Raw genomic sequence first — 21971 nt, forward strand, 5'->3', positions numbered from 1 at the left:
GCCGCCTTCGTCACCGTTCCTGCCCTCCCAGTTCGCACAGAGGCTCCGGACCTCCCGGAACCAGCGCCTCGACGGCCAGCTCGTCCCGCGCCCGCTCGGCCCGCGCCAGCTGCCCCGCGACCGATTCGCGCACCGCCGTGAGCTGCCCGATGAGCGCGTCCAGCTCCGCCAGCTTGCGCCGGTAGACCACGAGCGCGGCCGGACAGGAGTCGCCCTCGGGGTGCCCGGCGCGCAGGCACTCCACGAACGGCCGCGTCTCCTCCAGGTCGAACCCGAAGTCCTGCAGCGTGCGGATCTGCCGCAGCAGCCTGAGGTCGTTCTCGTCGTAGGTACGGTGTCCGTTGCCGTCACGCCGGGCCGGCAGCAGCCCCCGGGCCTCGTAGTACCGCAGGGTGCGTGTCGTGGTCCCGGCCCGCGCGGCCAGCTCGCCGATGCGCATGACTACGACGGTAGAGGTTGACGTCGGCGTCAACGCAAGAGCGGAGGATGGACGGGGCGGCTAGGCGTGCACCAGGCCCGCCGACTCCTCCACCTCCAGCAGGGACGCGCTGCGCCGCTCCTCCTCGAACTTCCGGCGTCCGCCGCGCAGTCCGAACAGCCGCTTGGTCAGGGCGATGTAGAGGACGGCGAGGATGTTCAGCACGAGGGTGGCGATCTTCAGCCAGCTGATGTGCTCGGTGAGTTCGTAGATCTCCAGCGGCAGGAAGGCGGCCGTCGCGACCACCGTCAGGTACTCCGCCCAGCGCTTGGCGTACCACAGGCCGACTGCCTCGATCAGCTCGATCAGCGCGTAGGCCAGCAGCAGGCCGGCCACCAGCAGCAGCGTGGAGTGCCGGTAGCCGAACGCCTTCTGCACGGAGCCGACGACCGGTGAGTGGTCGAGGTCGTAGTGGAAGTGCCGGAAGACCGGGCGGAAGACGTCCAGATACTCGTCGAACAGGCGGCGGACGGCGTCCTGACTGTTGCTGAACTTCCACACCGCGGCTGCGACCAGCACGATGAACACCCCGCGCACGGCCCGCTCGACGGCGAGGAAGCGCAGCACGAACAGGTCCCGGATCACCTTGCCGCGCGGCACCAGCGGCGCCTCGGCGGCCGGTCCCGAGCCGTGCGGCTCGCCGAGCACGAAGTCACCGCAGCGCAGGCACCGCCAGACCTCCCCGAGCGCGGTCTGGGCGTGCAGCCGAATCCGCAGCCGGGGGTCGTCGGGCGCGTAGGTCACATGGCCCTTGCGCGCGCAGGTCCGCCGGTCCCAGTCGATCGTCATCCCCCGTGCCTCCACACCTTTGCTGACTCACCTGTACGGGCGCCACACGGACGGGCGCCACACGTACGGACGCCGTACGCGAACGTGCCGTTCCGGATGGTCCGGAGCGGCACGTTAACGGATCGGGGTGCGAGGTGTTCAGTCGGCCGCGCTGTCGACCAGTTCCTTCTCCTCGGCCTTCGGCTCCGGCGTCTCCGCCTCGCGGCGCGGCAGCAGGAAGGCCACCAGGACCGTGCCGACGCCGAGGATCACCGCGCCGACCAGGCTGGTGTGGGCGACCGCGTCGGAGAAGGCGGAGCCGACCGCGTCGGCCATCTGCCGGGCGCCGGAGGCCAGTTCACCGGCCTGCTGCTTGTACTGCGCGGCCTGCTGCGGGTCGCCCGCCTGCTGGGCCCGCGCGGCGGCCTGCTGCGCCTTCTCGCCGATGCCCTGCGCGACGGCGTACCCGGCGCCGACCGAGTCCTGCGCGGTGTCCAGGGCGCTCGCCGGGAGCTTGCTGCCGGCGGTGGCGTCGGAGAGGTGGTCGCCGTAGGAGGTGGCGAGCAGCGAGCCGAGGAGGGCGATGCCGAGCGAGCCGCCCAGCTCCAGCGAGGTGTCGTTGACGGCACCGCCGACGCCCAGTTCGGACTCCGGGAACGCGCCCATGATGGCGTCGGTGCAGGGCGAGAGGGCGAGGCCGATGGCGAGGCCCAGGATGACCAGGGGCGCCACGAAGTCGCCGTAGGCGGAACCCGCGTCCACCCGGGTGAGCAGGGCGAGGGCGGTCGTACCGCCGACCATGCCCGCGCTGACGGTCCACTTCATGCCCACCTTGGGAGTGAGCCAGCCGGTCAGGGCGGAGCCGACGAAGACCGCACCGGCGAGCGGCAGCATGCGCACACCGGTCTCCAGGGCGTCGTAGCCGAGGACGAACTGCAGGTGCTGGGTGAGGTAGTAGAAGGCGCCGAAGACGGCGAGGAAGAACAGCGCGACGGCGAGGTTGGAGCCGGCGAACCGGCGGCCGGCGAACCGGCGCACGTCCAGGATCGGGCGCGGGTGGCGCAGCTCCCACAGGACGAAGGCGACCAGGCCGACACCGGCGACGACGGCCGCCCCGACGGCCTTGGGGCCCCAGCCGAAGTGCGGGCCCTCGATGATCATGTAGACGAGCGCGCCGGTCCAGAGCACCGACAGCAGTCCGCCGACGTAGTCGATGCGGTCGTGGTGGCCGGCCTTGGAGGGCGGTACGAGGACGAAGGCGCCGACGATCGCGACGGCCGCGATGGGCACGTTGATCAGGAAGGTGGAGGACCAGCCGTGGTCGCGCAGCAGGGCGCCGGCGACCACCGGTCCGGCGGCGATGGCGAGCCCGGCGGTGGCGGTCCACAGCGTGATCGCCTTGGCCCGCTCGGCGCGCGGGAAGGTCGCGGCGAGCAGGGAGAGCGTGGCCGGCATGATCAGGGCCGCGCCGACGCCCATCACGGCCCGGGCCGCGATGACGGTCGTGGAGCTGTCGGCGAGGTAGCCGAAGACGGCCCCGCCGCCGAACACCAGCAGGCCGAGGACGAGCGCCCCGCGCCGGCTGTACTTGTCGCCGATCGCGCCGAGCAGCAGCATCAGCGCCGCGTAGGGGACGGTGTAGCCGTCGATCACCCACTGCAGGTCGGCGCTGGAGAGCCCGAGGTCCTTCGTCATGTCGGGCGCCGCGACGGTGAGGGCGGTGTTCGCCATCACGATGATCAGCAGGCTGAGACAGAGCACCAGGAGCGCCCACCAGCGCCGGGCGTAGGGGCGGTCCGTCCTGTCGACCGGTTCGGTCATGACGAGTCGCATGGCAGGGGTCGCCTTCCTCGGGTACGCGACGGATTTGCACAGTGGCGTGCAATTGCACAACCATGTGCAATGTACGTCGTTGCACAGTACTGTGCAAGTCGACTCGGGAAGGCCGCCAGAGGCTGCGGGGAGGCACAATGACCGCCATGACCACGGGTAACACCAGCCGCGCCGACGCCAACCGGCGTCGCATCCTCGACGTCGCCCTCGCCGAACTGCTGCGCGATCCCGACGCCTCCATGGACCAGATCGCGCGCGCCGCGGGCGTCGTACGGCGCACGGTCTACGGCCATTTCCCCAGCCGGGAAGCGCTGATCAGCACGCTGGTGGACGGGGCCGTGGAGGCGCTGGCGGACGCGGACGCGCACGCCAGCGCCGGCGTCACCGACCCGGCGGAGGCGGTGGCCCGCTCGGTGCTCGCCCTGTGGCCGATCGCCGACCGCTACCGGCTGCTGATCGCCCTGGCCCAGCGCACGGTCACCGTGCAGGGCATCCGCGACCGCCTCGCACCACTGCGCGAGGACAAGGTCCGCCTCCTCCAGCGCGGCCTGGACGAGGGAGCCTTCGCCTCCCCGCTGCCCGCGCCGGCCCTCGCCTACGTGCACGAGCAGATGCTGTTCGCGGTCATGGAGGCGGTGAACGACGGCCTCCTGGCAGCGGAAGAGGCGGGCCGCTCCGCCACGGTCGCCGTGCTGACCGCGGCGGGCGTACCCGCCTCACGGGCCACCGAGCTGGTGGCCGGGGTGTCGTAGCACCCCCGGAGAGAAGTGGAACCGAGCGGGGAAAGCCGCCCGGAGAAAAGCACAAGCCGGGCGGCTGGGTCACGGGGGGAGCCTCAGCCGCCCGGCGGCGTGGACCGGACGCCCGGCCCGGGTTCAGGCGGGGCCGGACGTCCGGAGCTTTCTGTGCCGGCTCAGGCCTTGGCGAGTTCCTTCTCGCCGCTCCCCTGCGCCTCGGGAACCCCGGCCACCTCGGACCGGTTCTCGTCCAGCAGCGTGGTCTCGTCGAAGGGCAGCTCACCGGCCAGCACCTGGCGCACCCGGACCTTGTCGATCTCCTTGGTCCACGTGCCCACGAGCACCGTCGCGACCGCGTTGCCCGCGAAGTTCGTCAGGGCCCGTGCCTCGCTCATGAACCGGTCGATGCCGACGATCAGCCCGACCCCGTCGACCAGGGCCGGCTTGTGCGACTGCAGACCGCCGGCCAGGGTGGCGAGCCCGGCGCCGCTGACGCCGGCCGCGCCCTTGGAGGCCAGCAGCAGGAACAGCAGCAGCGGGATCTGCTCGCCGATCGACATCGGCGTACCCAGCGCGTCCGCGATGTACAGCGACGCCATGGTCATGTAGATCATCGTGCCGTCGAGGTTGAAGGAGTACCCGGTCGGCACGGTGATGCCGACGACCGGCCGGCTGACGCCCAGGTGCTCCATCTTGGCGATCAGGCGGGGCAGCGCGGACTCCGACGAGGACGTCGACAGGATCAGCAGGAACTCGCGGCCGAGGTACTTGAACAGGGAGAAGACGTTCAGGCCCGCGACGATCCGCAGCAGCGCGCCGAGCACGACGAAGACGAACAGGAAGCAGGTGACGTAGAAGCCGAGCATCAGGACGGCGAGGCTCTTGAGCGCGTCGATGCCCGCGGAGCCGACCACGGCCGCGATCGCGCCGAACGCACCGATGGGCGCGGCCCACATCACCATGGACAGGATGCGGAAGACCAGCCGCTGGATGTGCTCGATGCCGCGCAGCACCGGCTGCCCGGCCGAGCCCATGGCCTGCAGCGCGAACCCGGCGAGCAGCGCCACGAGCAGGGTCTGCAGGACCTGGCCCTCGGTGAAGGCGGACACGAACGTGGTCGGGATGATCGACAGGACGAAGTCCACCGGCGGCAGCGCGTCGGGCGAGACCTGGCTGTGCCCGGTCGCCTTGATCGCGTTGGTGACGTGCAGCCCGTCACCGGGGTGCAGCACGTTGCCGACGACGAGCCCGATGGCGAGCGCGACGAGCGACATCACGAGGAAGTAGCCGAGGGCGATGCCGCCGACGGCGCCGACCTTGGCGGCCTTCCGCACGGATCCGATGCCGAGCACGATCGTGCAGAAGATGATCGGCGAGATCATCATCTTGATCAGGTTCACGAACCCGGTGCCCAGCGGCTTCAGCTCCACCGCCGCGTCGGGCCAGATCAGGCCCACGGCGATGCCGAGCGCGACCGCCGCGATGACGGCGATGTACAGGTAATGAGTCCGGTCCCGCTTCACGCGGGCTGCGGCAGGTGCCGTATCGGGAGTGCTGGCGGCCACGGCTGCCCTCCTTGACGTCTTCGTCGGCGTAACTACCGGCGTGCGGCTCACGTCCGGGCGTTATTGGGGAATGCCGTGACTATCTCCCGGCCTGTGAGGGCGGTCACCCTTCCGTTCATTTAGTTCACACTTAACCGGAGAGGCACACTGCTGACATGCGTCTGCCCACCCTCCCCGGACCCCGCAGCCTGGCCGGCCAGCTGTTCGCCATGCAGGCCGTGCTGATCGCGGTGGTCGTGGCCGGGTACGCGCTGTTCACCTACGTCAACGACCAGCGGCAGGCCGAGGACGCCGCCGCCCGGCAGGCCACCGCGGTGGCCCGGTCCATCGCCGACTCCCCCTCGGTCCGCGTGGCGATCCGCACCGCCGACCCCACGGCCCGGCTGGAGCCGTACGCCCTCCAGGTCATGCGGGACGCGAACGTCGACTTCGTCACGATCATGAACCCGTCCGGCATCCGCTGGACCCACCCCGACCGCAAACAGATCGGCAAACGCTTCCTCGGCACCATCGGCCCCGCCCAGCACGGCCGCACCTTCACCGAGACCTACACCGGCACGCTCGGCCCGTCCGTCCGCGCGGTCACCCCCATCACGGACAACGGCCGGATCGTCGGCCTGGTCAGCGCCGGCATCAAGGTGGAGACGATCAGCGCCCGGGTCCAGGACCAGGTCGCGGCCCTGCTCGGGGTGGCCGGCGGGACGCTGCTGCTCGGCGCCGTCGGCACCTACGTGATCAACGCCCGGCTGCGCCGCCACACCCACGGCATGAACGCCACCGAGCTGAGCCGGATGCACGACTACCACCAGGCGGCACTGCACGCCGTCCGGGAAGGGCTGCTGATGCTGGACGGCCAGTACCGGGTGGCGCTGATCAACGACGGCGGCCGGGAACTCCTGGGCGTGGGCCCGGAGGAGGAGGCGATCGGACGCTCGGTGGCCGACCTCGGCCTGCCTGCCCCGCTGACCGGCGCCCTGCTGTCCGCCGAGCCCCGCGTGGACGAGGTGCACCTCACGGAGTCCCGGGTGCTGGTCGTGAACACCTCCCCGGTGTCGGGGGGCGAGCGGCGGGGCACGGTCGTGACCCTCCGTGACGTGACCGAGCTGCAGTCCCTGATGGGCGAGCTGGACTCGGAGCGCGGCTTCACCCAGGCCCTGCGCTCCCAGGCGCACGAGGCGGCCAACCGGCTGCACACGGTCGTCTCCCTGATCGAGCTGGGCCGGGCCGAGGAGGCGGTGGAGTTCGCCACGGCCGAGCTGGAACTGGCGCAGGCCCTGACCGACCAGGTGGTGGCCGCGGTGAGCGAGCCGGTCCTGGCCGCGCTGCTGCTGGGCAAGACCGCGCAGGCGAACGAGCGGGGCGTGGAGCTGGTGGTCTCGCCGGACAGCCGGCTGGACGACGGGCTGCTCCCGGCGAGCCTGTCCGCCCGCGACCTGGTGACGATCCTCGGCAACCTGATCGACAACGCGGTGGACGCGGCGCAGGGCAGCGCCCGGGCGCGGGTCACGGTGACGGCGTACGCTACGGCCGCCGAAGTGGTGCTCCGGGTGTCGGACACCGGCCCGGGGGTCGACCCGGACCATACCGACCTGGTATTCCAGCGGGGGTTCTCCACCAAGCCGGCCGGGCCCGGCGGACGGGGACTCGGGCTGGCCCTGGCCCGGCAGGCGGTGAACCGCCACGAGGGCACGCTGACGGTGACGGAGTCCGGCGAGGACGGCGAGGGCGGAGCGGTGTTCGAAGTGCGGTTGCCGTTGCGCACACCCCTGGGCGGCGGCAGATGACGAACGAGCAGCAGCCCATCCGCGTCCTCGTCGTCGAGGACGACCCGGTGGCCGCCGACGCGCACGTGATGTACGTCGGCCGGGTGCCGGGGTTCGTCGCGGTCGGAAAGGCGCACACGGGCGCGGAGGCGCGGCGGATCCTGGACCGCACGCCGGTGGACCTGTTGCTGCTGGACCTGCACCTCCCCGACGTCCACGGCCTGCAGCTGGCCCGGTCCCTGCGGGCCGCCGGGCACCACGCGGACGTGATAGCGGTGACGTCGGCGCGGGACCTGGCGGTGGTGCGGGAGGGTGTCTCCCTGGGTGTCGTCCAGTACGTCCTGAAACCGTTCACTTTCGCGACGCTGAGGGACCGGCTGGTGCGGTACGCCGAGTTCCACGCGGCGGTGGGCGAGGCGAGCGGCCAGGACGAGGTGGACCGCGCCCTGGCGGCCCTGCGCGCCCCGTCGCCGGCCGCCCTGCCGAAGGGGTTGAGCGGGCCGACGCTGGAACGGGTCACGTCCACCCTGCGGGAGGCTTCGGAGGGGCTCACCGCGGCGGGGGTGGCCGAGGCGGTGGGGATCTCCCGGATCACCGCGCGGCGGTACCTGGAGCATCTGGTGGATGCGGGGCGGGCGGGGCGGAGTCCGTTGTACGGGCAGGTGGGGAGGCCGGAGCTGGTGTATCGGTGGGTTTCTCAGGGGCGGTGAGGGCGGCGGCGCGGGAACGGGCTCGGGCGGCTTCTGCGGGGGCGTTGGCTCGGGTGTAGGCGTCGGCGGCCTGGAGGTAGGCGGTGCAGGCTTCGGTGGAGCGGTGGCCGACTTGATGAACAAGCCCCATGTTTTCCAGGGCCCGTCCCTCATTGAACGAGTCCTCAAACTCCCGGAGGATTCCCAGGGATTTGTTGTACGCCCCGATTGCCTCCTCCACCCGGCCAGTCTCCGCCAGGGCGAGGCCCAGGTTGTTCCACGCCGTGCCCTCGCTATGGCGGTCTGCGACGGCTTGGTACAGGCCACGGGCGCGGATATGGGCGTCGATCGCCTCGTCCGCCCGGCCCGCACGCCGTAGGACGAGACCGAGGTTGTTCCACGCCATAGCCTCGCGGCGGCGGTCTCCGGCGACTTGGTACAGGCCGCGAGCGCGGGTGTGGGCGTCGATCGCCTCCTCCGTCCGGCCCGCCAGTCGCAAGGCGTTGCCCAGGTTGTTCCACGCCATGGCCTCACGGTGGCCGTCTCCGGCGGCTTGGTACAGGCCACGGGCACGGGTGAGGACGTCGATCGCCTCCTCCGTCCGACCGGCCTCCACCAGGGCATTGCCCAGGTTGTTCCACGCCGCGGCCTGACTCAGCCGGTCCCCGCTTCGCTCGGTGGCTCTCCGGGCGGCATCCGTAACGGCGATCAAGTCATCGAAATGCCGCCGCCAGCGCAGGAACTCCCCCAGGTACGGAGCGAGCCGCACCGCCGCGTCCGCGAACCGCTCCTCCCGTGCCCACGCCACTGCCGTCACCAGGCCAGCCCGCTCCCTGTCCAGCCAGGCCAACGCCTGCCCCCGGTCCTGAAACTCCTGCGGCTCCTCCCTCCCTGGCAGCCACCGCAACCGGTCATCCGCCGCGCGGGCCCGCTGGCAGTAGTACCCGAGCACCCGTTCCCGCGCCGCATCCCTCTCCTCCGCCCGCCCGACCAGAGCGCCCGCCCCGAACGCCCGCACCAGGTCGTGCATCCGCCAGGACCCTGGGATGCTCCCCCGCTCCACCAAGTGCGCGCGGGCCAGGGCCTTCAGCCCGGCCGACGCAGGCTCCTGCGCCCCGACCAGCACGCCGGCCACCTCCTCGCTCACCTCCGGCCCAGGCGCGAGAGCGAGCAGGCTCAGCAGACGTGCCTGGTCGGTCGGAAGCCTGCGGTACGAGAGGTCGAACGCGGCCCGCACGCTGCGGTCGCCGTCGTCAAGAGCGGAGAGACGGTCGTACGATGTCGCCAGCTCGTCCACGAATTCGGCGACGGACCGGCCCGGATCCTCCGCCAGCAACGCCACCGCGATCTGCAGAGCCAGCGGCAGATACCCGCACAGCCCAGCCAGCCGCGCCGCTGCCTCCGCCTCCTCCACGACCCGGTTGTCCTCCGGGTCGGCGATACGGAGCGCCCTGTCGAGAAGTTCGTACGCGGCGCCAGGCGTCAACTGATCCAACGGCACCAGCCGAGCCCCCAGCTGCGCCAGCCGGTCCCGCGAAGTGACCAGCACCCGGTGCCGCACACCCCCCGGCAGCAACGGCCGCACCTGCTCCGGCGAGGACGCGTTGTCGGCGACGATCAGGACCGCCTCCCGCTCGGCCAGCACCGACCGGTACAGCCCCGCCCGTTCGTCCGCCGTGGCCGGGATGTGCTCGGGATCCACGCCGAGCGCCCGCAGCAGGGACTGCAACGCCTGGTCGGCCGTCACCGGAACGTCGTCGTAGCCGTGCAGGTCCACGAAGAGCACGCCCCCCGGGAACCACCCGGCCTCCCGCGCCGCGTACGCCGCCTGCACCGCCAGCGCCGTCTTGCCGATGCCCCCGAGCCCCGAAACGGCCGTCACCACGACGGCCTGCTCGGCGCCGACGGCCGATGGGTCCAACGCGGCCCGCAGCCGGCCCAACTCCTCGTCGCGGCCGGTGAACCCGGCGGCAGCCGGTGGCAGCGCGTCCAAGGCGGTCGGCGCCGGCGCCTGCTGCTTGTACTCCGCCTTGCCGATGACCGGCCCCCGGAAGTCCCCGCCCCGGAAGTCGACGACATCGCTCACCCGGCCCCGCCCCCCGCCCCGAACGGCACGGCGTACTGCACCATGCACACCCCCAGCCCCACGACCGCGACCGCCTCCGGCACGGACACGATCACCAGCCCGGCCGAGACGTCACCGCCCGCCCAGTACACGACGAGCGCGCTCAACGGCACGACGCAGAAGGCCAGCAGGTCGACCACGCACTGCACGGCCTTCCGGGAGAATCGCCGGGCGTCCCCCCGGTGCGCGGTCTCCCAGCGGAAGACCTCGCCGCCCTCGGCCCGGGCCAGCGCGGCGAGGCGGGGCCCCAACTCGGCCCGTACGTACGCCCCGATCGCGGAGATCTTCTGGTCGTTGACCAGGTACGTCCAGCCCAGCACGACGCACACCGGCGGCAGCGCGAGCAGCATCGCCGGCTGCCTGGCCTGGGCCGCCGCGGCGATGACGGCCGCCACCACCGTGAGGGTGACGTAGAGCAGGTTGTCCCGGAAGCCGATCCGGGTCTTCTGCTCGTCCTTCACGGTCTGGTACTCGGCCAGCAGCAACTGCCCCACGGTGACGTCTCGTTCCGGCACACAAGCCCCTTCCCCCAGCAGTACCTTATGAGTGTGCCGGAGACTCAATCCACTGTTCTGGTCCTGACCGCGCTGCCCCTGGAATACGCCGCTGTCCGGGCGTACATCCCGGAGCGGGAGGAACTCGTCCACGCCCAGGGGACCCGTGTCGAGACAGGCCGTCTGCCGGACAGTGCCTGGCACCTGGCGATCAGCGAGCTCGGAGTGGGGGCCGAGCGTGCCGCCGCACTCACGGCCCAGCTCATCGACTGGCTGCACCCCGAGGCCGTCCTCTTCGTGGGGGTCGCGGGGAGCCTGAAGGACGACATCGAGATCGGCGATGTCGTGGTGGGCACCCAGGTCTACGAGATCCACGGCGGCAAGCAGACCCACAAGGGTTTCAAGGTCCGCCCGAAGGCCCTGCCCGGCTCGCACGCGCTGGAGCAGGCGGCGCGTTCCGCGGCGCGGGACCTGCCGGAGATGCGGGTGCACTTCGCGCCGATCGCGACCGGTGACGTGGTACTGGCCGACTCCAGATCCGACATCGCCCGGCACGTCGAGGAGCACTACAACGACGCGGGCGCCATCGAGATGGAGGGCTCCGGGGCGGCCCAGGCGGCGCACCTGAGCGGGCAGGTGGACGCCCTCGTCGTGCGGGGTGTCAGCGACCGAGCGGACCGGAACAAGCGCCGGGCCGACGCCGGCGGCTCACAGCAGCGGGCGGCCACGCACGCGGCGACCGTGGCGGTCGAGCTGCTACGCAAGCACCAGCCCCGCCGCACCGGGTCCGGCGACTCCCAGGAGGGGCCCCAAGGGGGGTACGGGGGCGACCACATCGACTTCCGGGGCGGGACCTTCCACGGGCCCGTCACCGGTAAGCAGGTCGGAGGCCGGTAAGGGCACGGTCCACGGCCCGGTCCCGCGCGCGACCGCCGCCCTGCCGCCCCGCCCCCTCGGTTTCACCGGCCGGTCGGCGGAGCTGGACCGCCTGCTGCCGCACCTCGCGCCCGGTGAGGACGACACGACCCCGCTGCCGCTGCTCATCTTCGCCGTCACCGGCATGGGCGGCATCGGCAAGACGGCGCTCGCCCTGGAGGCGGCGCACCGGGCGCGCGCGGCGGGCTGGTTCCCGGGCGGGACGCTCTTCGTGGACCTGCGCGGGTACGACGACGACCCGGTCACGGCCGATCAGGCGGTCCTGGCCCTGCTCGACGTGCTCGGCGTACGGGACCGGGACCTCCCGCCGACGACCGAGCGCCAGTACGACGCGTACCGTGCACTCCTCGCCGAACGGCGGGACCGGATGCTGCTGATCCTGGACAACGCGTCGGACCCGTCCCAGTTCGTGCCGCTGCTGCCCGGCACGGACCGGCACCGGGTGCTCATCACCTCCCGGGACCGCCCCGACGCCCTTCCGGTACGCCTGATCGACCTGGAGACACTCGATCCGGATGATTCGGTCGCCCTGGTGACCCGCGCCCTGCACGGCACCGACGAACGCGACGACCGCCCGGCACGCGAACCGGCCGCACTACGGGAACTGGCCGACCTCTGCGGACACTTGCCCTTGGCCTTGCAGATCGCCGCGGGCATGCTGCGCCGGCGCCGCCAGCGGGACGTCGCGTCCGTGGTGGCCGGGATCCGGGACGCCGGAGACGCGACCGCCGTCCTCGACCACGGCAGTCCCGGAGCGGACCTGTACGGGCGCTCACTCGTCCTGCGCCCTGTACTGGAGACCTCCTACCGCCGCTTGCCGCCCGACCAGGCTCGCCTGTTGCGCCTGCTCTGCCTCGCTCCGGGCACGGAGACCGGGACGGAGGCGGTCGCGGCCCTCGCGGACCTCGGTGCGGAGTCCGCACTGTCGCTTTTGGAGGACCTGGCCGCCACACATCTCGTCGCGCCGGTGCTGGGCGGCAGCGGGGCGGCTTCCGCAGTGCGGTGGCGGTTGCACGACTTGGTGCGGGGGTTCGGAGCGAGTGTGGTGGCGGGGGACGCGGAACTGCGGGAGGAGGGGGAAGCGGCACGGGAAAGGGTGCTGGGGTTCTACCGGCGGTGGGCGGATGCGGCCGACGACCGGTTGCGGTGGCTGCCGGGGATGGAGGAGCCGGAGCGGTTCGGGGAGCGGGGGCAGGCCTTGGCGTGGCTGGACGGGGAGCGCGCGGGTCTGGTGGCTGCGGTGGAGTGGGGGCGGGAGGAAAGGTTCGCGAAGACGGCGGTGGCGCTGGCCGTATCCCTGGGCGAATATCTGGCCTGGCGACGGTATTTCGACGACTGGATCACCGTCGCGGAGGCGGCGCGGGAGGCCGCCCGCCTTGCCGGGAACCGGCTGGGCGAGGCCATCGCGTGGGACCACCTCGGCCTCGCCTTGGAGGCGGTGGGCCGAGTGGAAGAGGCGATCGACGCCCACACCCGGGCCCGCGACCTGTACCAGACCGCCGGGGACCGCGACGGCGAGGCCGGCGCGTGGAACAACCTCGGCCTCTCCCTGGTGGCGGTGGGCCGAGTGGAAGAGGCGATCGACGCCCACACCCGGGCCCGCGACCTGTACCAGACCGCCGGGGACCGCCACGGCGAGGCCCGCGCGTGGAACAACCTCGGCCTCTCCCTGCGGGAGGCGGACCGGGTGGAAGAGGCGATCGACGCCCACACCCGGGCCCGCGACCTGTACCAGACCGCCGGGGACCGCCACCGCGAGGCCAGCGCGTGGAACAACCTCGGCCTCTCCCTGCGGGAGGCGGACCGGGCGGAAGAAGCCATCGAGGCGTACGGCAGGTCCCTGAAGCTCTGCCGGGAGTACGAGGACTGGTACGGCGCCGGGCAGACCCTGAACAACCTGGCAGTCGCCCACCGGGCCACCCACCACCCCGCCGAGGCACGCGCCGCCTACCTCCAGTCCGCCGACGCCTTCACCCGCGCCAACGCCCCCGAGCAAGCCGCCCGAGCCCGCGCCCGAGCCGCCGACCTACCGGATTGACACCGCACGCGCATTGACCTGACTAGACCACTCCTCTTACCTTCACACGGCAGCAATCTCCGCGCCACCCCCACGTGTGCTCAGGAGGTCATGCCCGTGCGCCCCACCGCCGCCCTCCCTCTCCTCCTCACCGCCGCCCTCGCCGCCACCGGCCTCACCGCCTGCGGCAGCGGCTCCGGCAGCAGCCCGGACACGATCAAGGTGTCGTACAAGCAGTCCACCGACAACTCCGTCAAGGTGATGGACACCTATCTCGCCGGGATCAAGAAGCAGTTCGAGCACGAACACCCCGGCAAGAAGGTCGAGTTCGTACCGGTCAAAGCACCGGACGCCGAGTACTACACCAAGCTCCAGCAGATGCTGCGCTCGCCGCGGACCGCCCCGGACCTGGTCTACGAGGACACCTTCCTCATCAACTCCGACATCACCAGCGGGTACTTGAAGCCGCTCGACCCGTACCTCGCGAAGTGGCCGGACTGGCGTCAGTTCATCGGCACCGCGAAGGCGGCGGCGAAGGGCCAGGACGGGAAGACGTACGGTGTTCCGGACGGGACCGACACCCGAGGGCTCTGGTTCGACAAGCGGGTGTTCGAGAAGGCCGGGCTGCCTGCCGACTGGCAGCCGAAGACCTGGGACGACGTGCTCGCCGCCGCCCGGACCATCAAGCGCAGGGTCCCCGGTGTCATCCCGCTCAACGTCTACACCGGCAAGCCGGCCGGTGAACGGGCCACCATGCAGGGCTTCGAGATGCTCCTGTACGGCACCGGCGACGGCACACAGGATCCGCTCTACGACAGCGGCAGCAAGAAGTGGATCACGGGGTCGCACGCCTTCGAGGACTCCCTGGGCTTCGTGGAGACGGTCTACAAGGAGCAGCTCGGCCCCGACGTCTCCGACGCCCTCGACCCGAACTTCAACACCACCGTCAACGGCGAACTGCTCCCCCGGGGCAAGCTCGGCATCGCCCTCGACGGCTCCTGGCTGCCGCAGGCCTGGCTGCCGGGCAGCGGGCACGAGTGGCCGGACTGGTCGAAGCAGCTGGGGATCGCCGCCATGCCGACCCAACACGGGCAGGCGCCCGGGCGGGTGAGCATGTCCGGCGGCTGGACCTGGTCCATCCCGGCCAAGGCGGCCAACCCGGACCTCGCCTTCGCGTTCGTCCGGACGATGCAGACGAAGGACAACGCCCGCACGTGGTACATCGCCAACTCCGGGATCGCCGTACGGAAGGACGTCGCCTCCGACCCCGCCTACGCGAAGGCCCAGCCCGGCCTCGCGTTCTTCACCGACCTGGTGGCGAGCACGCACTACCGGCCCGCCTACCCGGCGTACCCGAAGGTGTCGACCGCCATCCAGGAGGCCATGGAGGGGGTCACGACCGGTGACCTGTCCGTGGCGGAGGCGGCGAGCGGCTACGACGCCACGGTCGAGGACGTCACCGGCGGCCGAATGGTCCGGAAGTGAGGCGCGGGAACCCGGCCGTCCGGGCCCTTCCCCTCGCCCCCGCCCTGGTCCTGCTGCTCCTCTTCCTCGCCGGGCCGATCGCCTACTGCGTCTGGATCGCCTTCACCGACCTCCAGCTGACCGGCCAGGCCCACTCCTCGTTCGTCGGATTCGCCAACTTCCGCCGGGCGTTGCGGGACGACGCGTTCCTGAACGCGGTCTGGCTGACCCTGGTGTTCACGGTGGTGTCCTCGCTCGTCGGGCAGAACACGCTGGGACTCGCGCTGGCCGCGCTGATGAAGCGCGCGTCGAAGCCCGTCCGCACCCTCACCGGCGCGGTCGTCGTCACCGCGTGGGTGCTGCCGGAGGTCGTCGCCGGATTCCTGCTCTACGCGTTCTTCCGGCGCGAGGGCACCCTGAACGCGATCCTGGACTGGCTGCACCTGCCAAGACAGAACTGGCTGTTCACGCTGCCCATCCTGGCCGTGTCCCTCGCCAACGTCTGGCGCGGGACGGCGTTCTCGATGCTCGTGTACTCCGCCGCGCTGGACGAGATCCCCGCCGAGATCACGGAGGCCGCCGAGGTGGACGGGGCCGGCGGGTGGCGGCTGCTGTGGCACATCACGCTGCCGATGATCCGGCGCTCCATCGGCACCAACCTCATGCTCAACACCCTCCAGACGCTCTCCGTCTTCGGGCTGATCTGGGTGATGACCCGGGGCGGGCCCGGCGACCGGAGCCAGACCCTGCCGCTGTTCATGTACGAGCAGGCCTTCCAGAACAGCATGATCGGGTACGGCACCGCGGTGGCCCTGCTCCTGCTGGTCGTCGGCTCCCTGTTCTCCGTCGTCTATCTGCGGCTGCTGCGGACGGAGGTCTGATGGCCAGGAAGCGCTCCGCCCGGCGGCTCGCCGCCGATCTCTCGCTGCTGGCCGTGGCGGCCGCCTTCGTGCTGCCCCTCGCCTGGGTGCTGCTGTCCGCCGTGGACCCGCACGCCGGCCTCCGGGTCCGGGTCCCGGACGGGGTCACCCTGGACAACTTCCGGGCGATCCTGACCCCGGACATCACCTACACGCCGTTGCTCAACAGCCTGATCCTGTGCGGGGGCGCCACGGCGCTGACCGTCGGCTGCGCCGCCCTCGCCGCCTATCCGCTGTCCCGGTTCCGGTCCCGGCTGAACCGGCCGTTCCTGCTGACGATCCTGTTCGCCACGAGCCTGCCCGTCACGGCGATCATGGTGCCGGTGTACGCCCTGTTCGTCCGGGTGAACCTGATCGACACCCTCCAGGGCACGGTCTTCTTCTTCGCCGCCTCCCAGCTGCCGTTCGCGATCTGGCTGATGAAGAACTTCATGGACGGCGTGCCGCGGGAGCTGGAGGAGGCGGCCTGGACGGACGGAGCCTCGGCGGCACAGTCCCTGCTGCGGATCGTGCTGCCGCTGATGGGGCCCGGGCTCGCCGTGGTGACCGTGTTCTCGTTCGTGATGATGTGGGGGAACTTCTTCGTCCCGTTCATGCTGCTGCTGACTCCGGACCGGATGCCGGCCTCGGTGAGCATCAACGACTTCTTCGGCAACCGGGGCATGGTCGCCTACGGTCAGCTCGCCGCGTTCTCCGTCCTCTACTCGACGCCGGTGATCCTTCTGTACGTCCTGGTGGCACGGCGGCTGGGCGGCGGATTCGCGCTGGGCGGCGCGGTCAAGGGGTAGAGGAAAGGGTGTTCCGTCCGTTACATACCGAACGGCCGGAACTGTGCGTTCACACAATCCGTGGTCCTGGCTGAACGGACCGTAGCCATCCGGGGCGCGGCCCCCTAGCTTGTGCCGGGTGCGTGAACCCTCAGCTCCCCCCTTCAACGCTCCGGCCGCCCGCAGACTGCGCGCCGCGCTCGGCATGGGCCCCGAGCACGTCGCCTACGGCATGCGGGTCTCGTACGGACTGCCCTACGTCACACCCGACCTCGTGATCGCCTGGGAACGCGGTACGGCCGCGCCGAGCCACCCCGAACTCACCGCGCTGGCGGGCGTGCTGTGGTGTTCTCCGGGTGAACTGTTCGGCCGGCCGCAGACCCTGCGCGAGCACCGCATCGCCCGTGCCGTCGCGCCCGAGGACGTCGCCCGTGCCGTCGGCGTGGACGTGCGGTCGTACCTGCGGATGGAGGAGAGCGGGCAGTGGCGCGGCAACGAGCGCCAGTCGGCCGTGCTCGCCCAGGTCCTCGATCTCGCCCTGCCCGACTTCGTGAGCGTCACCGGCCGCGAGGCGAAACTCGCCGACCTGCTGCGCAGCGCGGTGACCACGCGCTGGCAGGCCTATGTACGGCCGGTACGCAAGCTGGTGCCTCTGGCCCCGGACGTCCTCGAAGGGGTGCTGCAGGAGCTCCACGAGGACTACCAGGGGCACATGGCCGCCACCCTCAGCTGGGGTGGCGGCAGCAGGAGCGCCAGCGAGTCCGGTCGGGAGTTCCTCGACCGGATCGTGGAGAACTTCTGGGCGGCGGTGGAGAAGCGGACCGCCTAGAAGACCGACTCGGCCTCGTCCATCCGGTCCTTGGGCACCGTCTTCAGCTCGGTGACCGCCTCCGCGAGCGGCACCATGACGATGTCGGTGCCGCGCAGCGCGGTCATCCGGCCGAACTCGCCGCGGTGCGCGGCCTCGACGGCGTGCCAGCCGAAGCGGGTGGCGAGGACGCGGTCGTACGCGGTCGGGACGCCGCCGCGCTGGACGTGGCCGAGGATGACCGGCTTGGCCTCCTTGCCGAGGCGCCGCTCCAGCTCATACGCGAGGGCGGTGCCGATGCCCTGGAAGCGCTCGTGGCCGTACTGGTCGATCTCGCCCTTGCCGTAGTCCATGGAGCCCTCGGCGGGGTGGGCGCCCTCGGCGACGCAGATGACGGCGAACTTCTTGCCGCGGGCGAACCGCTCCTCGACCATCTTGACCAGGTCGGCGGGGTCGAAGGGCCGCTCGGGCAGGCAGATGCCGTGGGCGCCGGCGGCCATGCCGGACTCCAGGGCGATCCAGCCGGCGTGCCGGCCCATGACCTCGACGACCATCACGCGCTGGTGGGACTCGGCGGTCGTCTTCAGGCGGTCCATCGCCTCGGCGGCCACAGTGACGGCGGTGTCGAAGCCGAAGGTGCGGTCGGTGGAGGAGATGTCGTTGTCGATGGTCTTCGGGACTCCGACGACCGGGAGGCCGGCGTCGGAGAGCATGCGGGCCGCGGTCAGCGTGCCCTCGCCGCCGATCGGGATCAGCGCGTCGATGCCGAACTCCTCGACCATGTCGGCGGCGCCCTCGCAGGCCTCGCGCAGCCGGTCGCGCTCCAGCCGGGAGGAGCCGAGGATGGTGCCGCCGCGGGCCAGGATGCCGCTGACCGCGTCCAGGTCGAGGGTGCGGTAGTGGCGGTCGAGCAGACCCCGGTAGCCGTCCTCGAAGCCGATGACCTCGTCGCCGTACTGCGCCACGGCCCGGTGCACGACCGACCGGATCACGGCGTTCAGGCCGGGGCAGTCGCCGCCTGCGGTGAGAACTCCGATGCGCATCGTGCTGTGTCTCCTGCTCGCTGTCGGTGCCGGTGAGCCGCTGTCGATTCTTTCACGTCCGCCGGGCAGGTGAAGTCTTGACGGGCGCCTTATCCGTCGGCGGGGGTATTGTCAAGAGGGTTCTGCTCACCTTGGTGGGCGATTTTTATGCCAAAGAGGCGACACAAGCGACAAGAGGAACGGAGTGGACACGTGACGCGCAGCGTGTACGTGACCGGGATCGACCGCGGTGACGGCCGCCAGGTCGTGGAGCTGGGAGTGATGGAACTCCTGACCCGGCAGGTCGACCGGGTGGGGGTCTTCCGTCCGCTCGTCCACGACGGCCCCGATCGGCTGTTCGAGTTGCTGCGGGCGCGCTACCGCCTCTCGCAGGACCCGGCGACCGTCTACGGCATGGACTACCACCGGGCGTCCGCGCTCCAGGCCGAGCAGGGCACCGACGAGTTGGTCTCCGCGCTCGTCGACCGCTTCCACCTGGTGGCCCGGGACTACGACGTCGTCCTGGTCCTCGGCACCGACTACGCCGGCACCCAGCTGCCGGACGAGCTGTCCCTGAACGCACGGCTCGCCAACGAGTTCGGCGCCTCCGTGATCCCGGTGGTCGGCGGCCGCAAGCAGTCCGCCGAGTCCGTGCTGGCCGAGACCCGCAACGCCTACCGCGCCTACGACGGCCTCGGCTGCGACGTGCTGGCCATGGTGGCCAACCGGGTGGCCCGCGAGGACCGCGACACGATCGCCGAGCGGCTCGCGAACCGGCTGCCGGTGCCGTCGTACGTGCTGCCCGACGAGCCCGCGCTGTCCGCGCCGACGGTCGCCCAGATCGCCCAGGCCCTCGGCGCCAAGGTGCTGCTCGGCGACGACTCCGGGCTGTCCCGCGACGCGCTGGACTTCGTCTTCGGCGGCGCGATGCTGCCGAACTTCCTCGGTGCCCTGACCCCGGGCTGCCTGGTCGTCACGCCGGGCGACCGCGCCGACCTGGTCGTCGGCTCGCTCGCCGCGCACAGCGCCGGCACCCCGCCGATAGCCGGCGTGCTGCTCACCCTGAACGAGGTGCCGCGCGAGGAGATCCTCACCCTGGCCGCCCGCCTCGCCCCGGGCACCCCGGTGCTCTCGGTGTCCGGCAACAGCTTCCCCACCGCCGAGCAGCTCTTCTCCATGGAGGGGAAGATGACCGCGGCCACCCCGCGCAAGGCGGAGACCGCGCTCGGCCTGTTCGAGCGGTACGCCGACACCGCCGGCCTGGCCCGCCGGGTGTCCGCGCCGAGCGGCGACCGGGTCACCCCGATGATGTTCGAGCACAAGCTCCTGGAGCAGGCCCGCTCCGACAAGCGCAGGGTCGTGCTGCCGGAGGGCACCGAGGAGCGGGTGCTGCACGCGGCCGAGGTGCTGCTGCGCCGGGGCGTGTGCGACCTGACCCTGCTCGGCCCGGTCGACCAGATCCGCAAGAAGGCCGCCGACCTCGGCATCGACCTCGGCGACAGCGAGCTGATCGACCCGGCCACCTCCGAGCTGCGCGACGCCTTCGCCGAGCAGTACGCGGCCCTGCGCGCCCACAAGGGCGTCACCGTGGAGCTGGCCTACGACGTCGTCTCCGACGTCAACTACTTCGGCACCCTGATGGTCCAGGAGGGCCTGGCCGACGGCATGGTGTCCGGCTCGGTGCACTCCACGGCGGCCACCATCCGCCCGGCCTTCGAGATCATCAAGACCAAGCCGGACTCCTCGATCGTCTCGTCGGTGTTCTTCATGTGCCTGGCCGACAAGGTGCTGGTCTACGGCGACTGCGCGGTCAACCCCGACCCGAACGCCGAGCAGCTCGCGGACATCGCCATCCAGTCGGCGGGCACGGCCGCGCAGTTCGGCGTGGAGCCGCGGATCGCGATGCTGTCGTACTCCACCGGTACGTCCGGGTCGGGCGCCGACGTCGACAAGGTGCGCGAGGCCACCGAGCTGGCCCGCTCGCGCCGGCCGGACCTGAAGATCGAGGGGCCGATCCAGTACGACGCGGCCGTGGAGCCGTCCGTCGCCGCGACCAAGCTGCCCGGCTCCGAGGTCGCCGGCCAGGCCAGCGTGCTGATCTTCCCCGACCTGAACACCGGCAACAACACCTACAAGGCCGTGCAGCGTTCGGCCGGTGCGATCGCCGTCGGCCCGGTCCTGCAGGGCCTGCGCAAGCCGGTCAACGACCTGTCCCGGGGCGCCCTCGTCCAGGACATCGTCAACACCGTGGCCATCACGGCGATCCAGGCCCAGAACTCCGCCCAGTCCCCGAACGAGAAGGCGTCCCAGCAGTGACCTCCCCCACCCGTGTCCTCGTCCTCAACTCCGGCTCCTCGTCCGTGAAGTACCAGCTGCTGGACATGCGGGACAGCAGCCGGCTCGCGATGGGCCTGGTCGAGCGCATCGGCGAGCAGACCTCCCGGATCGAGCACACCTGCCTCACCAGCGGCGACACCCGTGAGCACACCGGTCCGATCGCCGACCACGACGCCGCCCTGAAGGCGGTCGCCGAGGAGCTGGGCCGCGACGGCCTCGGTCTGGACTCCCCCGAACTGGCCGCGATCGGACACCGGGTCGTGCACGGCGGGATGTTCTTCACCGAGCCCACCGTCGTCGACGACGAGGTGCTCACCGAGATCGAGCGGCTGATCCCGGTCGCCCCGCTGCACAACCCGGCCAACCTCACCGGCATCCGCACCGCGCAGGGGCTGCGCCCCGACCTGCCCCAGGTCGCCGTGTTCGACACCGCCTTCCACACGACGATGCCGGAGTCCGCGGCGCGCTACGCCATCGACCCGAAGATCGCCGACCGGTACCGGATCCGCCGCTACGGCTTCCACGGCACCTCGCACGCCTACGTCTCCCGGGAGACGGCGCGGCTGCTGGGCAAGGACCCGGCCGAGGTCAACGTGATCGTGCTGCACCTGGGCAACGGCGCCTCCGCCTCCGCGGTGGAGAAGGGCCGCTGTGTGGACACCTCGATGGGACTGACCCCCTTGGAGGGGCTCGTGATGGGTACGCGGTCCGGTGACCTGGACCCGGCCGTCATCTTCCATTTGGCGCGTGTTGGGGATATGTCCATGGACGAGATCGACACTCTTCTCAACAAGAGGAGCGGTCTGTTCGGTCTGTGCGGGGACAACGACATGCGGGAGATCCGCCGCCGGATCGACGAGGGTGACGAAGAGGCCGCACTCGCCTTCGACATTTACATTCACCGGCTCAAGAAGTACATCGGCGCATATTTCGCGGTGCTCGGCACCGTGGACGCGGTGGCCTTCACCGCCGGGGTCGGCGAGAACGCCGTCCCGGTGCGGGAGGCGGCGATCGCGGGCCTGGAGGGCCTGGGCCTGGCGGTCGACCCGGAGCGGAACGCCGTACGCGGCGGCGGGCCGCGGCTGATTTCGCCGGACTCCGCGCGGGTGGCGGTCGCCGTGGTGCCGACCGACGAAGAACTGGAGATCGCGACGCAGACCTACGCACTGGTGGGAAAGAACAACTGAATAGCACCTGAGCGGTGTGGCACTCATTTGTATCTTCCGCCAGACGGAATATTCCGTAGCG

Annotated in this window: 18 protein-coding genes; 11 read left to right on the forward strand and 7 right to left on the reverse strand. The window is 71.3% G+C overall.

Going from position 1 to position 21971, the window contains the following annotated elements:
- Nucleotides 1-10 precede the first annotated feature (10 nt).
- The 3 genes from ACIP4Y_RS28070 to ACIP4Y_RS28080 all read right to left on the reverse strand — a co-directional run bounded on the left by ACIP4Y_RS28070 (nucleotide 11) and on the right by ACIP4Y_RS28080 (nucleotide 3079).
- The gene (locus ACIP4Y_RS28070) at nucleotides 11-439 is read right to left on the reverse strand and encodes a MerR family transcriptional regulator (protein ID WP_358640009.1); all 429 of its coding nucleotides are present in this window, start codon (nucleotides 437-439) and stop codon (nucleotides 11-13) included.
- A 60-nt stretch (nucleotides 440-499) separates the two neighbouring features.
- Nucleotides 500-1267, reverse strand: coding sequence for a DUF2127 domain-containing protein (locus ACIP4Y_RS28075; protein WP_358640011.1), 768 nt, complete (start codon nucleotides 1265-1267; stop codon nucleotides 500-502).
- A gap of 138 nt (nucleotides 1268-1405) precedes the next feature.
- On the reverse strand, nucleotides 1406-3079 hold the full coding sequence (locus ACIP4Y_RS28080) for an MFS transporter (protein ID WP_401398497.1): 1674 nt from the start codon (nucleotides 3077-3079) through the stop codon (nucleotides 1406-1408).
- A 137-nt stretch (nucleotides 3080-3216) separates the two neighbouring features.
- Between ACIP4Y_RS28080 and ACIP4Y_RS28085 the strand changes: the two genes are divergently transcribed.
- Nucleotides 3217-3831: a TetR/AcrR family transcriptional regulator gene (locus ACIP4Y_RS28085; protein ID WP_401398499.1), complete on the forward strand. Its 615-nt coding sequence runs from the start codon at nucleotides 3217-3219 to the stop codon at nucleotides 3829-3831.
- A gap of 161 nt (nucleotides 3832-3992) precedes the next feature.
- On the opposite strand, the gene ACIP4Y_RS28090 is transcribed toward ACIP4Y_RS28085, so the two are convergent.
- The gene (locus ACIP4Y_RS28090; protein ID WP_401398501.1) at nucleotides 3993-5381 is read right to left on the reverse strand and encodes a cation:dicarboxylate symporter family transporter; all 1389 of its coding nucleotides are present in this window, start codon (nucleotides 5379-5381) and stop codon (nucleotides 3993-3995) included.
- Between the two features lie 155 nt (nucleotides 5382-5536).
- Between ACIP4Y_RS28090 and ACIP4Y_RS28095 the strand changes: the two genes are divergently transcribed.
- Both ACIP4Y_RS28095 and ACIP4Y_RS28100 read left to right on the forward strand, forming a co-directional pair.
- Nucleotides 5537-7165, forward strand: coding sequence for an ATP-binding protein (locus tag ACIP4Y_RS28095; protein WP_401398503.1), 1629 nt, complete (start codon nucleotides 5537-5539; stop codon nucleotides 7163-7165).
- A complete protein-coding gene (locus ACIP4Y_RS28100) occupies nucleotides 7162-7854 on the forward strand; it encodes a response regulator (RefSeq protein WP_401398505.1) in 693 nt (230 codons plus the stop codon). Before ACIP4Y_RS28095 ends, ACIP4Y_RS28100 begins: the two co-directional genes overlap by 4 nt.
- On the opposite strand, the gene ACIP4Y_RS28105 is transcribed toward ACIP4Y_RS28100, so the two are convergent.
- Together ACIP4Y_RS28105 and ACIP4Y_RS28110 are read right to left on the reverse strand one after the other, a co-directional pair.
- Nucleotides 7736-9919 carry a tetratricopeptide repeat protein gene (locus ACIP4Y_RS28105; RefSeq protein ID WP_401398507.1) on the reverse strand — a complete coding sequence of 728 codons (2184 nt, stop codon included), beginning with the start codon at nucleotides 9917-9919 and terminating at the stop codon, nucleotides 7736-7738. The genes ACIP4Y_RS28100 and ACIP4Y_RS28105 overlap by 119 nt on opposite strands.
- Nucleotides 9916-10473 carry a hypothetical protein gene (locus ACIP4Y_RS28110; protein WP_401398509.1) on the reverse strand — a complete coding sequence of 186 codons (558 nt, stop codon included), beginning with the start codon at nucleotides 10471-10473 and terminating at the stop codon, nucleotides 9916-9918. Before ACIP4Y_RS28110 ends, ACIP4Y_RS28105 begins: the two co-directional genes overlap by 4 nt.
- Nucleotides 10474-10500: 27 nt before the next feature.
- Here ACIP4Y_RS28110 and ACIP4Y_RS28115 point away from each other — a divergent pair, with 27 nt between their 5' ends.
- From ACIP4Y_RS28115 to ACIP4Y_RS28140, 6 genes are all read left to right on the forward strand, one after another.
- On the forward strand, nucleotides 10501-11349 hold the full coding sequence (locus tag ACIP4Y_RS28115; RefSeq protein WP_401398511.1) for a nucleosidase: 849 nt from the start codon (nucleotides 10501-10503) through the stop codon (nucleotides 11347-11349).
- Nucleotides 11350-11488: 139 nt separating this feature from the next.
- Complete coding sequence (locus ACIP4Y_RS28120) at nucleotides 11489-13426, forward strand: tetratricopeptide repeat protein (RefSeq protein ID WP_401398738.1); 1938 nt, start codon at nucleotides 11489-11491, stop codon at nucleotides 13424-13426.
- Between the two features lie 90 nt (nucleotides 13427-13516).
- Nucleotides 13517-14890, forward strand: a complete 1374-nt coding sequence (locus ACIP4Y_RS28125) for an extracellular solute-binding protein (RefSeq protein ID WP_401398513.1) — start codon at nucleotides 13517-13519, stop codon at nucleotides 14888-14890.
- Entirely contained in the window at nucleotides 14887-15750 is an 864-nt protein-coding gene (locus tag ACIP4Y_RS28130; RefSeq protein ID WP_401398515.1) for a carbohydrate ABC transporter permease, read from the forward strand. Before ACIP4Y_RS28125 ends, ACIP4Y_RS28130 begins: the two co-directional genes overlap by 4 nt.
- On the forward strand, nucleotides 15750-16577 hold the full coding sequence (locus ACIP4Y_RS28135; protein ID WP_401398517.1) for a carbohydrate ABC transporter permease: 828 nt from the start codon (nucleotides 15750-15752) through the stop codon (nucleotides 16575-16577). Before ACIP4Y_RS28130 ends, ACIP4Y_RS28135 begins: the two co-directional genes overlap by 1 nt.
- A gap of 118 nt (nucleotides 16578-16695) precedes the next feature.
- A complete protein-coding gene (locus ACIP4Y_RS28140; RefSeq protein ID WP_401398518.1) occupies nucleotides 16696-17385 on the forward strand; it encodes a helix-turn-helix domain-containing protein in 690 nt (229 codons plus the stop codon).
- Here the strand turns inward: ACIP4Y_RS28140 and ACIP4Y_RS28145 are convergent.
- Complete coding sequence (locus ACIP4Y_RS28145) at nucleotides 17382-18407, reverse strand: ATP-dependent 6-phosphofructokinase (protein ID WP_358640036.1); 1026 nt, start codon at nucleotides 18405-18407, stop codon at nucleotides 17382-17384. The genes ACIP4Y_RS28140 and ACIP4Y_RS28145 overlap by 4 nt on opposite strands.
- A gap of 192 nt (nucleotides 18408-18599) precedes the next feature.
- Here ACIP4Y_RS28145 and pta point away from each other — a divergent pair, with 192 nt between their 5' ends.
- Together pta and ACIP4Y_RS28155 are read left to right on the forward strand one after the other, a co-directional pair.
- Entirely contained in the window at nucleotides 18600-20702 is a 2103-nt protein-coding gene (gene pta, locus ACIP4Y_RS28150) for a phosphate acetyltransferase (protein ID WP_401398521.1), read from the forward strand.
- The gene (locus tag ACIP4Y_RS28155) at nucleotides 20699-21910 is read left to right on the forward strand and encodes an acetate kinase (RefSeq protein WP_358640039.1); all 1212 of its coding nucleotides are present in this window, start codon (nucleotides 20699-20701) and stop codon (nucleotides 21908-21910) included. The genes pta and ACIP4Y_RS28155 overlap by 4 nt, the downstream gene beginning before the upstream one ends.
- Nucleotides 21911-21971 lie beyond the last annotated feature (61 nt).

It is taken from the genome of Streptomyces sp. NPDC088810, from assembly GCF_044750305.1.
In the GTDB taxonomy this organism is placed as follows: domain Bacteria; phylum Actinomycetota; class Actinomycetes; order Streptomycetales; family Streptomycetaceae; genus Streptomyces.